Source organism: Salinimicrobium oceani (genome assembly GCF_012037645.1).
The window spans coordinates 480,032-494,177 of the sequence record NZ_JAAVJR010000002.1 but is presented as its reverse complement, the minus strand read 5'-3'; the positions used below and the strand labels follow the sequence as shown (position 1 = coordinate 494,177).

15 protein-coding genes are annotated in these 14,146 nt (G+C 42.9%); all 15 read right to left on the bottom strand.

The annotated features are described in order from the left end of the window. The 15 genes from HC175_RS05775 to HC175_RS05705 all read right to left on the bottom strand — a co-directional run bounded on the left by HC175_RS05775 (position 1) and on the right by HC175_RS05705 (position 14,146). Complete coding sequence (locus tag HC175_RS05775; protein WP_168137518.1) at positions 1 to 1,437, bottom strand: TolC family protein; 1,437 nt, start codon at positions 1,435 to 1,437, stop codon at positions 1 to 3. A gap of 61 nt (positions 1,438 to 1,498) precedes the next feature. Next, positions 1,499 to 2,620, bottom strand: a complete 1,122-nt coding sequence (locus HC175_RS05770) for an efflux RND transporter periplasmic adaptor subunit (protein WP_168137517.1) — start codon at positions 2,618 to 2,620, stop codon at positions 1,499 to 1,501. A gap of 24 nt (positions 2,621 to 2,644) precedes the next feature. After that, positions 2,645 to 3,907, bottom strand: coding sequence for an ABC transporter permease (locus HC175_RS05765; protein ID WP_168137516.1), 1,263 nt, complete (start codon positions 3,905 to 3,907; stop codon positions 2,645 to 2,647). A 9-nt stretch (positions 3,908 to 3,916) separates the two neighbouring features. Next, complete coding sequence (locus HC175_RS05760; protein WP_168137515.1) at positions 3,917 to 5,161, bottom strand: ABC transporter permease; 1,245 nt, start codon at positions 5,159 to 5,161, stop codon at positions 3,917 to 3,919. Continuing rightward, on the bottom strand, positions 5,154 to 5,855 hold the full coding sequence (locus HC175_RS05755) for an ABC transporter ATP-binding protein (RefSeq protein ID WP_168137514.1): 702 nt from the start codon (positions 5,853 to 5,855) through the stop codon (positions 5,154 to 5,156). Before HC175_RS05755 ends, HC175_RS05760 begins: the two co-directional genes overlap by 8 nt. Before the next feature lie 109 nt (positions 5,856 to 5,964). Continuing rightward, on the bottom strand, positions 5,965 to 6,192 hold the full coding sequence (locus HC175_RS05750; RefSeq protein ID WP_168137513.1) for a hypothetical protein: 228 nt from the start codon (positions 6,190 to 6,192) through the stop codon (positions 5,965 to 5,967). A 6-nt stretch (positions 6,193 to 6,198) separates the two neighbouring features. Further along, positions 6,199 to 6,732: a DUF420 domain-containing protein gene (locus tag HC175_RS05745; protein WP_168137512.1), complete on the bottom strand. Its 534-nt coding sequence runs from the start codon at positions 6,730 to 6,732 to the stop codon at positions 6,199 to 6,201. Further along, the gene (locus tag HC175_RS05740; protein ID WP_168137511.1) at positions 6,722 to 7,459 is read right to left on the bottom strand and encodes an SCO family protein; all 738 of its coding nucleotides are present in this window, start codon (positions 7,457 to 7,459) and stop codon (positions 6,722 to 6,724) included. The genes HC175_RS05745 and HC175_RS05740 overlap by 11 nt, the downstream gene beginning before the upstream one ends. 2 nt (positions 7,460 to 7,461) lie before the next feature. Continuing rightward, the gene (locus HC175_RS05735) at positions 7,462 to 8,115 is read right to left on the bottom strand and encodes a hypothetical protein (protein ID WP_168137510.1); all 654 of its coding nucleotides are present in this window, start codon (positions 8,113 to 8,115) and stop codon (positions 7,462 to 7,464) included. 73 nt (positions 8,116 to 8,188) lie between these two features. Continuing rightward, the gene (locus HC175_RS05730; protein ID WP_168137509.1) at positions 8,189 to 8,551 is read right to left on the bottom strand and encodes a cytochrome C oxidase subunit IV family protein; all 363 of its coding nucleotides are present in this window, start codon (positions 8,549 to 8,551) and stop codon (positions 8,189 to 8,191) included. An 18-nt stretch (positions 8,552 to 8,569) separates the two neighbouring features. Next, positions 8,570 to 9,550: a cytochrome c oxidase subunit 3 gene (locus HC175_RS05725; protein WP_168137508.1), complete on the bottom strand. Its 981-nt coding sequence runs from the start codon at positions 9,548 to 9,550 to the stop codon at positions 8,570 to 8,572. A gap of 46 nt (positions 9,551 to 9,596) precedes the next feature. Continuing rightward, a complete protein-coding gene (locus HC175_RS05720) occupies positions 9,597 to 10,178 on the bottom strand; it encodes a cytochrome c oxidase subunit 3 (RefSeq protein ID WP_168137507.1) in 582 nt (193 codons plus the stop codon). After that, positions 10,169 to 11,071, bottom strand: a complete 903-nt coding sequence (gene cyoE, locus HC175_RS05715; RefSeq protein ID WP_168137506.1) for a heme o synthase — start codon at positions 11,069 to 11,071, stop codon at positions 10,169 to 10,171. The genes HC175_RS05720 and cyoE overlap by 10 nt, the downstream gene beginning before the upstream one ends. Positions 11,072 to 11,185: 114 nt before the next feature. After that, complete coding sequence (locus HC175_RS05710; RefSeq protein WP_317172096.1) at positions 11,186 to 13,195, bottom strand: gliding motility protein RemB; 2,010 nt, start codon at positions 13,193 to 13,195, stop codon at positions 11,186 to 11,188. Between the two features lie 231 nt (positions 13,196 to 13,426). Then, positions 13,427 to 14,146, bottom strand: a complete 720-nt coding sequence (locus HC175_RS05705) for an energy transducer TonB (protein ID WP_168137504.1) — start codon at positions 14,144 to 14,146, stop codon at positions 13,427 to 13,429.

Sequence of the window (14,146 nt, the reverse complement as noted above, 5' to 3'; positions counted from 1 at the left end):
TTAAAATTTAAGATCGGTGATTGGAACTCCAAAATATAATTCCAGTACTTTTAATTTGAAAATGTAATCATATTTGGCTCTTACAACCTCAATCTCTGCATTCTGCAGGTTGAATTTGGATTGACTAAAATCGAAGGCATTGGTCATTCCCACATTATATCGCTCTGTAGCATATTCATACGCCTGCACCTGTGCTTCCCTTGCAAGCAGGGCAGCTTCATAGGCTTTTAAAGCGCCTCTTGCATCTCTCTGGGCCTGGTAGACATTTGCCTCAAGATCAAGCCTGGTCTGCTCCAGCTGGTATTCGCTGCGCAGCACTCCCACCTGGTTTCTTTTTACCTGGTTGCGAGTAGCAAAACCGTTAAAGATAGGAACGTTTAGCTGTACCCCATAAGAGATCCCGTCGTTAAGCTGTAGCTGCTCAAAAAAGGGTAATGGGTTCCCAATTTCGGTAGCCATATTTGGTGCAACCACAACTTCCTGGGTAGATTCCACAAAACCAATTTCTCTAAAAGGCTCATCTGGATCAAGACCTGCAGCAATAAATCTTCCTGCACCAGATTCCCTGGTATTGTAATTAAAGAAGGCACCAAGGGTTGGCCAGTAAGCACCACGTGCGATCTCGAGATTCTTCTCGGCAAGGTCGCGGTTTATTTCAGCTACCTTGACCTCATAGCGATCTTCTTCGGCTGCTTCTATCACCTGTGCTACCGGTACATCAAGAACTTCGGCACCAAAGACCTCATAATCACGCTCTGCAATATCAAAATTCTCATAATCCTTGATGAGCAGCATCTGGGCAAGGGAGATCAGGGAGATCTCGATCTGGTTTTGAGCCACGATCATCTGTTGTTCTTCATTTGCAGCAGTGGCCTGGATCTCCAGCAGGTCTCCCCTTGGTAAAGAACCTGCCTCCACCAATGCTTCGGCTCTTTCAAGCTGCTCCAGAGTGATTTCATGCTGAGCTTCGATCACCTTCAGGTTTTCCTTATTAAAAAGTACCTGCAAGTACGCATTAGCAACAAATAAGGCCACGTCATCCTTCATCTGTTCCAGCGAATATTGGCTCGCCAGCTTTGCAATTTTCGCATACTGGTATTGCTTGAAATTCCTTAATCCGTCAAACAAGGTTACTCCCGCGGTCACCCCGGCAGAAAAGTTCCTGGTTGTTTGCGTCTGGAGAATTCCAGTGGTTACATTCTGGGTAAGCCCCGTATTCCAGGAATTTGATGCCGAAGCATTGATTCCAGGCAGAAAATTTCCGAAGGCATCAGAAACCTGAATGTCGCTTAGCTCTACATCCAGCTGGGATTGTTTAACGCTAATGTTATTCTCTAAGGCATATAATATGCACTCCTGTAGTGTCCATTCTTTCTTTTGTGCCGAAACTACGACACCAAAAGAAAGGAAAACTGCAGTTAATAAGATTCTTCTCATAATTGTGGTTGTAAAATTTAGGTCTTGATTATGCTGATTTTGTTACTGCTTTTTGTAATTTTTACTGTGCCTGTGGTGCAGGTCCTGCAGGTTTGAGCTGGTTCCACACCTTCACCTGGTCATTTTCCGAAACCCCACTCTTCACCTCTACAAAAATGCCGTCGCTTACTCCCAGCTCCACATCCCGACGTTCGAACTGCTGGTCTCCTGTGGCTACCTCCACGAAAGGCTTTTGATCTTTTGGATCAAATTGAATGAGCGCTTCTCTTAATGCAAGCACATTCTCGGCCCTTGCCAGAATAATAGAAGCATTGGCACTTAAACCTGCTCTAATAAAAGTGGTATCTGCCTTATCCAGACGTCCCTCTATGTCAAACTGGATCGCTCCATTCTCTTCCACACCTTTAGGCGCGATATAATCCAGCACGGCATTGAAGGTCTTATTTTCGATCGCTCCTACAGTCACCTCCAAAGGCAGGTTCTCTTTGATCTTACCTACTTCACTTTCATCAACTTTCCCTTCAAAGATCATCTCGTTAACATCGGCTAAAACTGCGATGGTCGTTCCATCATTGAAGTTGTTACTCTCAATCACCTGGTTTCCTACCTTTACAGGAACGTCAAGCACCATTCCCTCTACAGTAGAACGGATCATGGTATTTGCAGCACTTCCCAGTCCGCTGGTGGTACCGGTGCGTACTATCTCATAGTTTTGCTGTGCAGACCTGTAATTCTGCTCTGCCCTGCGGAAAGCCACCTGCGCATTATCAAATTCATTAGCTGAAATTACTCCCTTCTCAAAAAGCACTTTTTGACGCTCGTAGTTCTTCTGCTCATTATCAAAGTTGATCTTTGCAGATTGCACAGCATCTTTTGCACTTTGCAAAGAAGAAACATTAGGAATGACGCGAATCTTCGCAATTTGATCCCCGGCCTTGATACGGTCACCCGCCTCGATGTAGATCTCTTCAATTATTCCTGAAATATTGGGTTTTATTAATACCTCTTCTTTAGGAACAATATTCCCTGTCGCAACAGTTTTCTTTACGATGGTTTGTTCTGAAGGCTTCTCGGTTTCATAAACGGTTGGATCCTCTTGATTCTTCGCATACAGGTAATATAGTGCGCCGGAAAAAGCTACTGCGATTACAACCAAAATCAGGATCGTTACAACTCTTTTCATTCTGTTATCTATTTGTATTTATTGTTATTCGGTTCTTAAAGCATCAACAGGTTTGATCTTAATAGCATTCTGTGCCGGAATCAATCCTGCCAGCAATCCTGAAATGACAAGGATGGCTAAAGCTGTCATTACTACGCCCAGATCTACAGAAGGATTAAGGAACATCATTTCTGAAGTATCCATGCCACTCAAAAGCTTATTTACTCCTGCAATGATCCCGGTAGCCAGGACAATACCCGCCATACCCGACACTATTGTGAGAAAAATAGACTCCATTAAGATCTGCCCTCTTATAGCCCAGGGAGTCGCGCCCAGTGCACGACGTACACCTATTTCATTTGTGCGTTCCTTGACCACGATGAGCATGATATTACTAATTCCGATAATTCCCGAAAGCAATACCAGAATCCCCACAAAATAGGCTACTCCTTTTAAAGCGATAAAAAGACCGTTGATCTTGTTATACTCCTCAAAAAGGTCAAAATTCCCTATGGCTCTGTCATCTTCAGGATGAATGGAATGCCGGGATTTGACCACATCGATTACTTCAGATTTCAGTTGCGTAATTGAGGAGCCGTCTTTTGCAGTAATAGCCATCCACCCCACATCATTTCCCCGATTAAAGGCCTGGGAGAAAGCAGTAAAAGGCACGTAGATCTGCTTCTGGTTTTCTTCGGCATTTCCGTTATTTCCCTTTTTCTTGTAGGTGCCCACCACCATAAAGTTTACGCCGTTTATCTTTATATAACTTCCCAGCACCTCTTCCCCCTGCTCGTAAAGTACAGTGCGAACACCTTCTCCTATGATCGCTACCTTTCTCTTTTCTTCAATGTCTGAATAGTTGATGAACCTTCCGGAGGTAATGTCCATGGGTTCCTGCTGAATGATCTCGGGATAATCTCCATAAACATTGAAAGCCCCGGTATTGAGCCCTCGTACCACATTATTGGCACCTCCAAAACCTCCCAGTTGATTTCGTGGGGAGACGAATCTCATATTAGGGACTTCTCTTTTTATTGCCGCAACATCGTCAATCTTGAAATTGAAACGCCGGCCCTTAGGTAAGCCTTTATATGGTCGGGAAGTGACCTGAGACCACATGAACATGGAATTGGTGGCCATGCCTCCAAATCCCTGTTTCACACCATTTTCCAGACCCTTTCCCGCGGCAAGTAGAATTACAAGGATAAAGATCCCCCACAATACTCCAAACGCGGTAAGAATTGTTCTAAACCAGTTGGCGCTAAGTGCTTCCAGAATTTCGTCCCAGTTATCTCTGCTGAACATAATTGCTATTTATTCATCTCTTAATGCAACAATAGGTTTTATTCTTGCCGCTCTGTAAGCAGGAAAGAAGCCGGCTACAGCCCCGGCAACAATGAGTATGATCACTGTGGTAAGCGCAACTCCAAAATCTACTGAAGGATTTGAAATAAAATCCATTTCTATCATTGGCCCTACAAGTTCCAGCAATGCAAGGCTTCCAATCAATCCAATGAGGCCGGCAATGGCCGTAACAAAAATTGATTCATGCAGCACCATTCCCACTATGGATAAAGGTTCGGCACCCAACGCTTTTCTTACTCCAATCTCCCGGGTTCGTTCCTTAACAATAATGAGCATGATATTACTCACCCCTACAATTCCCGCTATGATGGTACATATTCCTACACCCCAGAAGAAAAACTTGATCATGTCCATGAGATCATAAAATCGCTTCGCATTTTCAAGAGAATTATTAATGTTGATAGCTCGGTTATCTTCAGGCGCTATCGTATGCTGCTCCTTTAAAAACTCCTGCAGTTCTGAAGAAAATTTCGTGGATGCAGCAAGAGCAGCTTCAAAATTGTCGGCTTTTTCGAGAGTAAAAGCCATATTATTAATATAGTTCTGACCGTTAAAAACTCGTTGCCCGGTAGAAAGAGGCACGTACACTCTGCTTTCCTCACGTTCCCCTCCGGGATCTGTGAAAACTCCAACAACCTTAAAGATAATGCCCGATACCTGCACGTACTTCCCGATGGGATCTTCCCCTTTAAAAAGGTCATTATTGACCCTGTTTCCAAGCACCACTACTTTTTCAAAGTTCTTATGATCTAAATAGTTGATATATCTTCCCTGTGTCATGGTACTGTTCTCAAGAAATTGATAATCTGGCAGCACACCTTCTACCCGGTAGGATCCTGTTTCTTTCCCATAATCTACCACCCCATTCCAGATGCGATGTACGGCCGACTTATATTCGAGTTCCTCTTCGTACTTCTGGGCAGTGGTTTGAAAGTCGGAAATTTTTAGTCTTATCTGCCTTCCTGGATTAAGGCCTTTGTGTTCCACAGAGGTTGCCCCGGTCCAGACGTAAAGAATGTTGGCAGCATCCTGTTCAAATTCTGAAGAGATCCCGTTTCTCATTCCTTCTCCTATTCCCAGAAGGATCACAAGAATGAATATCCCTGAGGCAACAGAAAGGCCAGTAAGGAAGGTCCGCAATTTGTTTTTGCGGATGGTTTCAAAGATCTCTTCCCAACGCTCAAGATCAAACATACTGCTGTGCCTTTATCTGGTCTACTTTTTTATCATCAATGATCACCCCGTCTTTAAGATTGACGATGCGCTTTGTCATTTCTGCGATATCATGTTCATGTGTCACAATAAGGATAGTGCGGCCTTCTTCATTGATCTTCTGAATTAGATCCATGACCTCATAAGATGTTTTGGTATCCAATGCTCCCGTGGGTTCATCGGCTAATAGTACCTTAGGATCACTGGCAAGCGCTCGTGCGATAGCCACCCTTTGCTTCTGGCCTCCAGAGAGCTCATTGGGAAGGTGCTGTGCCCAGGGTGTCAAGCCCACTTTGTCAAGATATTCCATCGCCCGATCGATCCTTTCCTTGCGTTTGATGCCCTGATAATATAACGGTAACGCCACATTGTCGAGCGCAGTTTTATAGCTAATAAGATTGAAGGACTGAAATATGAAGCCGAGAAATTTGTTGCGATACCTGGCGGCAATTTTCTCATTAAGGTTTTTAATAGGCACTCCGTCTAAAGTGTAAGTCCCCCCGTCTGCCTCGTCCAGCATCCCCAGGATGTTTAGAAGGGTAGATTTTCCAGACCCCGAAGAACCCATAATGGAAACGAGTTCGCCTTCGGCAACATTAAAGTTTATTCCTTTTAGTACATGCAGGGAATTGCTACCGGTCTTATAGGACTTATGCAAATCTTTTATCTCAATCATACCTGGTATAATTCAATTCATAAAGGGCGTCACCCATTAGACTTGCAAAAGGAGGAAATGTTACATTTTTCTAAAAAAGTTTCAGAAAGGAAAGAAAATGAAGGTACTACTACTCCTCTACCCGACTCTTGCGACGGGATTTCCAGATAAAATATGCCACCCCGGCCATGAGCAGGTAAGGAAAGACCATAAGGTAAACTATGCCGTCATTGATCCCTTCGGCAGCGGCCTGGCTGCCCTCACTCTCCAGCACCGCACGACACATGGCACATTGTGCCGATGCTTCTGCAAAGCTCAGAATACTGAAAAAAAGTAAAAAGAAGCTCTTCTTATTCATAATGGACTAATAATATGGCGCCATGAAAAGATATACCAAAACTCCTGTGACGGCGACATAGAGCCAGACGGGATAAGTATAACGGGCAATTTTCCGGTGTTTTTCAATCTCGCCAGATAATCCCCTGTACATGGTGAACAATACAAGTGGAACAATGATAGCCGACAGAAGAATATGTGAGATAAGAATGAAAAAATACACATATCTCAATACTCCTTCCCCTCCATAAGGAACAGGCTCATTACTAATTTTTGAGATCACATAACTAATGAGAAACACTGCAGATAGAGAAAAAGCCGAAATCATAAGATTTCTATGCCAGTTAATTTCCCTTACGCGCATTGCAAAAAATCCGAGGATGAGGAAAACTGCAGTAAAGAAATTGAGAACTGCGTGAAAAAGCGGAAAGTTGTTAAACCTGCCTCCTAAGAGATCATACCTTTCGGGAAGGTACATAAGGATCAATACCAGGACTGGCACCAGGACGGAAACAGCCAGAATAGCCGGCACCATCACTTTGTCTGTTGCTCTATTTATCATTGATGAGTTTTTTAGCATCTGCAATCAAAATGTCGATCTGTGGCTCTTCCTGGCCCGGTTCTACCAGTGCCTTCCTCGGAACAGAGCCTCTGTAATAAATGATGGGATTCCCGAATTGATCTTTTCGAGACCTGATGTAACCTTCCCGATCTACAAGAGCGAAGTATCCTGAGTGGGCAAATCCTCCTTCTGCGTTTTCATCTTCTCCTGCGTAGATGTTGAATCCAGCATTGGCCAGGTCAAAAATTGCCTCTCTTTCTCCTGTAAGCAGGTTCCAGTTAGGATGAGTGATGTTCTTGTTTTCGGCATAAGTTTTTAATACCTGAGGCGTGTCATGCGCAGGATCGATGCTAAAGGAAGCAATTCCAAAATCCTCATTTTTCGCAAAGACCTCCTGGACTTGCACGAGATTATCTTTCATAATAGGGCAAATGGTGGGGCAGGTGGAAAAGAAGAATTCCACTACATACACCTTCCCTGCATAATCTTTATTCGAAACAGTATCTCCATCCTGATTTACGAATTCGAAAGGCGGCACCTGCTTCCTCTCATTGTTCACCATGATGTATTCAAGCTCTCCTGTGGCATTCGCACGTTCTTCCTGGCCGTTGGAGCGGTTTGAGGTCACTACCTCGGTATCCTTGATTCGATCTATTATCTCGGGAATGACAAGGATCCCAAAAATGAGAATTACAAGGGAAATTCCTATGTAGGAGTAATTTTTCATCGCTATTGATCTAATCCTTCTTCTTTATATTTTTTAAGCTCCAGCCTGTATTCTGCCAGGATCACTTTTACATCATCATTCATTTTGTTGTTGATCACATGAAGCGAACCTGTATCGTAGCCAAAAAGAGGCTCCCCGTCATCATCTTCATCCCGTCCTCTAAGTTTTCCATCCTTATCGATGATAAAAGCGTAAGGCGTGGAAAGATCTCCCGAGAGTACAAGGTCGGTTTCCAGGCTGTCATAAAGGCTCTGAATATCTTCTGCGGAAGACGAAACAAAGATCCATTTTTCTATATCTACGATCTCCGAGATCTTTCGCTTCAGAAGTTCGACCTCTGCTTCACTTCCTTCTGGCACTATAGATACCAGTTGAAAATCCTTGAATTCTGAATAAGGATCGTAGATCTTTTCCGCCAGGTGATAGGCATTGGTAAGATATTCCATAGGATCTGTGCCTGGAAAACTCAGGATCGTGATCTTATTATCAAAACTCACTTCCCCACCATCTTCCTCAACATTAGTGAAGGATTCAAGCTGATACACTTCCTGAGTGAGCACTGGTAATTTTGCGAAATTGTTTACTCCCGATGCAAAGAAAAGATAGGCGACAAGGGGCAGCGCAAAAAGGACAAAAATGACAAAGAATTTTTTCATAGTTAATTCTCCCGGGGATGCAAAAATAAAAAAAGGCGGTTTTAAAACCGCCTTTCAGGATTGTTTTAACTTTTTAAAAGTCCCACGCTACATTTCCTCTTTGCAATACCTCATGGATATAATTTCCTTCGGTAAGCAAAATGAAAACAAGGTAAACGATAAGGAAACCAGCGGTCCAGACTACAGACCTTCTCAAGCCCTTTGTCTCCCCTTCCATGTGCATGAAAGCCCATGTAATGTAGTAAGCCTTCCAAATGGTAAGCACAATAAAGATCCAGTTGATCAATTTAAGGCTAATGAAGTAGGTATGTATTAGAAAATCTGGCTTAATAATTCCCAGGATCACCTCTACGATAGTGATCACCGACAGAATTACAAATACGGTCCAGATCCTTTTAGTGTTAGATTCGTGTGCGTGTGTTGTATCGTGTGCCATCTTATTCTTTATTCCCGATTATACCAAATAGAAAAATGTAAATACAAATACCCAAACAAGATCCACAAAGTGCCAGTAAAGCCCAACTTTCTCCACCATTTCGTAATGACCTCTTCTTTTGTATGTCCCAATCAAGACATTGAAGAAAATAATGATATTGATCATAACCCCTGTAAGTACGTGGAATCCATGGAATCCTGTAATAAAGAAGAAGAAATCTCCAAACAAAGGATTTCCATACTCATTCTTCTGGAGGTTGGCACCTTCAATGATCCCAATTCCTTCATTTTGCAACTTTGCCATCGAAGCGGCTCTTGTAAGCACAACCTTCTCTCCGGTCTCTGTTAGCTCCTGTGTTCTTATAAGCAGATCTGGATTTGCTTTAAAGCCAGTGATAACATCTTCTATGGTAAATCTTGGTAAAGTAGGTTCATCAACGAACCACAAACCATTAGTGCGCTCATGTACTACTCTTTCCCTGGGTGCAGCTGTGACGAAATCTCCCAGTGCTACTCGTTTCCCATCTTCATTGATTACCTGCAGCACATTGCCGCCTCTGGTTTCAATAGCTCCGTAAGTACCCTGGATGAAATTCTTCCATTCCCAGGCCTGGGATCCAAGGAAGATAAGACCTCCAATAATGGTGAGCAACATGTAGAAAGTTACTTTCGCTCTTTTCATCTGGTGCCCGGCATCGACCGCGAGAACCATGGTCACAGAAGAAAATATAAGAATAAAGGTCATTAAGGCCACATAATACATGGGAGCATCTACTCCATGCATGAAAGGAAAGTGATTAAACACTTCATCGGCAATTGGCCAGCTATTCGCAAATTTATATCTCGCAAAACCGTATGAGGCAAGAAAGCCAGAGAAAGTAAGCGCATCAGAAAGGATGAAGAACCACATCATCATTTTCCCGTAACTAACTTTCAAGGGTTGATTCCCTCCACCCCAGGTTTTTCCTTCAGTACCTGTTCTTACAACAGTAGATTCCATAGAAAGAATTTGATTTTTAAAGTATGGGCAAAAATAGGTTTTTTATTTATCTAAAGAAATATAAAAATAAAAACAGGTATAACCAAAGCCCGTCTACAAAGTGCCAATAGGTGGAACCAAGTTCTAACCCAAGCGTTTGACCCGGATAATAACGCTGTTTAAAATGATTATAAATTATTACAAAAAGTACAATGATCCCGCCTAAAAGGTGCACCAGGTGAGAACCAACGATCAAATACAAAAAGGAGGTGGTAACACTGCTGGTCGCCCCGGTAAAGAAATATCCTGTTTCTAAGAGCTCGCTTCCGCTCAACAATTGCAATGCAATAAATACGAAACTCAGCACCAATGTGGTGAGCAATCCCCAGGTAGCAAGAGTTCTGTTTCCCCTTTTTACTGCTCTTTCGGCTAAATGAATAGTCACACTGCTTAAGGCAATTACAAAGGTACTCCAAATAAAAGTGGTTGGTAATTCTAATTCTGATAGCCAGTCTGGCCTGTTCGCACTTACCACAAACGCACTGGTAAGTCCCGCAAACATCATTGCCATGCTTATGATCCCGAACCAGAGCATCATCTTTTTAGCTCTTTCTTCCTTATGCTTAACAGTTCCCTGTGTTAAATCCATATTCTAATTAATTTATCCAAAACATATATAATTTGCAGCAACGTGATATAAGACACACTAGCAAACATTAATTTCTTCGCGGAACTTTCGTCGCGCTTTTGATACAATTGAATTGCATAATATAACATTCCAAGGCCCAGCAAAAGCACCAGGCCTGCTGAAAATGGAGTGATATATAAGCCTCCGGTCATTCCTGTAACAGGGATTAAAGAGACAATAATGGTCCATATGGTATAGAGAACGATCTGAACTGCAGTGCCCTTATCTCTTTTCCCAGTTGGCAACATAAAAAATCCGCCTTTTGCATAGTCGTCATACAACCACCACCCAAGGGCCCAGAAATGCGGAAATTGCCAGAAGAACTGGATCATAAAGAGCGTTCCCGGCTCTATTCCGAATTCCCCTGTAGCAGCAACCCAGCCCAGCATAAAGGGAATTGCCCCGGGAAATGCACCTACAAAAACAGAAAGCGGAGTCTTTGTCTTAAGAGGTGTATAGACGCTTACATAAAGAAAGATACTAATAGCGCCAAACATCGCCGTTCTTGGATTGATAAGATATAGAATGATCAAGCCGGCAAGGGTAAGCGTACTTGCAATAAGAAAGGCCGTATTCACACTCATTCTCCCCGATGGGACAGGCCTGTTCCGTGTACGCTTCATCAAAAGATCCAGGTCCTTTTCAAGGATCTGGTTATAAGCATTTGAAGCTCCCACAAGACAATAACCTCCAATAGAAAGCATTACAACCGTAAGGAGATCAATAGACTCAGCCCCGAGGAAATAACCCGCAACAGAAGAAAAGACCACGCTTATAGCAAGCCTTACTTTTGTTACTTCCTTAAGATCACTTATGAGGGAAACTGAAGTGTTATGTACCTGGGTATTTTCCAAAAAGGCAATTTTGCCGCAAAGATACTTCTTAATTGCTTTTTCACAAGACTATGTGCGGGTTAAATTTTGAAGTTAAAAGAAAATCACTGATTGATTTACAGGGATTTATCGATCCTAAAGATCGAAGTACCAGTTGAAGATGTCTGTTCTTAGTCCCACATTGAACCAATAGGTTGTAGCATCTGAATTCAAAGAGGTATTGACCTCCGGATCAAAGTTGCGATAGATAAAGCTTCCGAAAAATTTTAGATTGGTAGCCGGATTGACAATATAACCGAATTCCGTCTCCGCATAGAATGAATCGGTATTGTTGCCTTGTCCTATTCTGACGCCAGTTTCTAAAGGCCTATCTTCTTCAGAACGGTAGATATTTCCGCCGTAATAATCTCCGTTTTCAAAATAATCGAAACCTCTTTCTCCAAATATTGCCTTCACATGACCGTAATATCTGCCTTTTTTATACCGTGCAATTCCGATGATCTCCCTAAAATTTGCCCCCCACAGGTGAGCCATAGACTGGTTGGTATGCCCATAATTCAAGGTGATGGTGTTGTGGCTGTAAGTGTATGGCCGCACCTGATTGTACTCCAGCTGCAGGTATAGATCCTGGATATTGAAAGCGTTGAAATATTTAGTCCCAATTTGGAACCCGTGCTTATTCTTCCAGCTACCCTCCCCACCAAAAACATCGGTCGAGGAAAATTCGTCGATCAACCATTGTCCATAGGTAAGGACCTGGTCACTCCATTTATATTTTCCCGTGAGCCCAATAACTGCATTCCCGGCCTGCGCCCCTGTTGAGAACTCTATAGCTCTGTAAAAGATCACAGGATTAAGATAGTTAAGATCAAAACCCCGGTTGTTGTCATTTTCCCACATTACAGACTCGAAAAAACCTAGATTGAGCCTCTTTGTCACATTGTAGCTGAGATAATGATTGGCCATGAATTTTGTTCTATAGGAATCTTCTCCCGTCACCTCGGGCCGCACATCGCGCAGAGACATCCACGTGTTGGTATATTTAATTTTCCAGAAGCTGGTGTTCAATTTGAAGAATGGATAGGGAGAAGCGACATCGCTTAGCAGTAAAGATCTGTAACCATCCCCAATAAAGTTCTTTCCGTGCCCGAACTGCAGATTAAAAAATTTACCAGGACTAAAGGAGAGATAGCCTTCGGCAACAGGATAATCGTAGGCCTGTCCCATAAAACTTTTTGCTATTCCTCTCCCGGGAATTATAGCTGCCCCCTCACTACCTGGCCTAATTGATTCGGCGTATTCATTAAAGTAGTCTGCAAATCTCCCCTGGTTCTCATATACCACAGAATAGAAGTTGAAGTTTTTGCCTAAGCCTCCTTGAAATATTGCTGCCCTTGTATTGTTATAAGTAACATCCAGCCTGCTGTCAATATCTTTTCCCACCTGCATATCGAGTGCGAAATCAACGCTAAACCAGTAATCGTCGACTTGAAAAGTAAATAAATGTTCATTCCACAATTTGCGACCTATCCAGGTCTCTGCCGGTTTTTGTAAAGCTTCAATTTCCTCTTCAAAATTGTAATATGGCTGGACTTCAGCAAACAAAAATGGTTTTGAAGCCGAATGAAAATTCGTTCCCACCCTGTTGACCTCATCTTCAAAGCGGCTGTAAAGCTCGTGAGAAAGGGGAATATTGATTTGACTTGTGGCCCTGGGGTGCTCAAAAGCTAAACTTTTTATTTGATCGTATTCCTTGAATACTTCCGGAGCTTCCTGCGGTGCCGCATTCGGTTGTTCCCTTGATGTATCTACTATCTCAATCCCGGGTTCGGAAAGTGCATCTCCAGAGAAATCGAGAGGAATACGCACAGGCATTCTGAATTGCATATTAATGGGTCGGCTATTATAGGTAGCAGGTGCGATTACAGGAAGGGTCTCAAAAATGCGTTTTATTTCCTCCTTTAATTCGGGATAAGTAGCATCGATATAAGTCAGCACGAAATTCCCCTCCCTGTCCACTTCAAACAGCACCACAAGTTCCCCCTTGTAGTTAGCTTCGGAAACAGATTCCGGCACCCGGAATTCCCGCACGATTTTCGATTTCAACGTGTTGCTGAAACATTGTGCTTCCTGTTTAAAATTCACATCTGAACATTCAGGAAATTTTGGAAATCTTTCGAGATCCCCATTAAAGGTCTGACAGAAGCTTAAAATAGGAAAGAAAAGAATGAGGAGCTGTTGTAACTTTATCATATCAAGCAGAAAGCTGAACGGATTATGCAGGAAAGATACAGTTTTTTGAATATCTAACGTATTTTCCTGCAAGCAAAAAACCCGCCTCCTAAGGGGGCGGGTTTGGCTTTCTGTACAATTCTGTTAATCCTGAACTTTCAGAATAATAGGCAGGGAATAAGTTACTCCTACTGGTCTTCCACCTTGTTTTCCAGGTATCATTTCCGGAAATTTCTTCACTACTCTAATAGCTTCTTCCTCCAGCCGGGGATGAGGACCCCGGGCACCAATAACCGCAATAGAACCGTCTGGCTGGATCTTAAAGCTTACAAAGATCCTGTAGAGACCCTTTAAACCTAATTCCTGCCCCAGGTCGGAATCAAAAGTCTTCCCTACAATTTTATTCACATTTTCACTAAAACACTGCCTGCGTGCCTCATTTCCCTTAACGGCCTCACAGCCAGGAAAAACAGGCACTTCTTCTACAGAGAGAATATCATAATCCTTGATCTCCTCTTCCTCTACTACCAGTTTCACCTCCTCTACTTCTAAGATCGGCGCATCGGTAGCTTCGGTTGAAGCAAGATCTGTCTCCTCCTTATCCAGGTCGTCGTCTATAATGTCTATTTCTTCTACTACTTCTTTTGGAGGTTCCGGAGGTTTAACTTCTTCTACTACTGTGAAAGGCACATCTACCTCTTCTAAACCAGCTATGGAAATCATTTCATTTTCGGGAACATCTTTGCTGTCAACCTTCCATTCAATGAGCTGCCACACGAGCAGCAATGAGAGGATCAATCCGATCTGAAAAAAAATGGTGCTCCTCTTTGACAGGTCTGCCTCGTTGTTTTTTTTGCTTTTCAT